At 64.8% G+C, this 529-nt stretch carries 1 protein-coding gene; it reads left to right on the forward strand.

Annotation, left to right across the window (positions count from 1 at the left end):
• The coding region (locus ACRYR9_RS19990; RefSeq protein ID WP_432540251.1) for an AAA family ATPase at nt 1-529 on the forward strand (529 nt) is incomplete at both ends.

A 529-nucleotide genomic window follows, 5' to 3' on the forward strand; every position in this document is an offset into this window, starting at 1 on the left:
GGCCCGCGTGCGCGACATGTTCGAAAACGCCAAGAAGCAGGCACCCTGCATCGTCTTCATCGACGAAATCGATGCGGTGGGCCGTCATCGTGGCGCGGGGTTGGGGGGCGGTAACGACGAGCGCGAGCAGACCCTGAACCAGCTCCTGGTGGAGATGGACGGCTTTGACAGCAACAAGGGCGTCATCATCATGGCGGCGACCAACCGCCCCGAGATTCTTGACCCGGCGCTGCTGCGCCCCGGCCGCTTTGACCGTCACATCGCACTGGACCGGCCAGACCTCAAGGGGCGCGAGCAGATCCTTCGGGTTCACGTCAAGAACGTCACGCTCGGCAGCGATGTGGACTTGAACAAGATCGCCGCCCGCACGCCCGGCTTCGCGGGGGCGGATCTGGCCAACCTCGTCAACGAAGCGGCGCTGCTGGCGGCCCGCAAAGGCAAGTCGGCGGTCGAGACAGCAGACTTTGACGAAGCGCTGGACCGCATCGTCGGCGGGCTCGAAAAGAAGAACCGCGTGATGAACGCCAAG

It is taken from the genome of Kineococcus auxinigenes, assembly GCF_050871525.1.
GTDB lineage: Bacteria > Actinomycetota > Actinomycetes > Actinomycetales > Kineococcaceae > Kineococcus.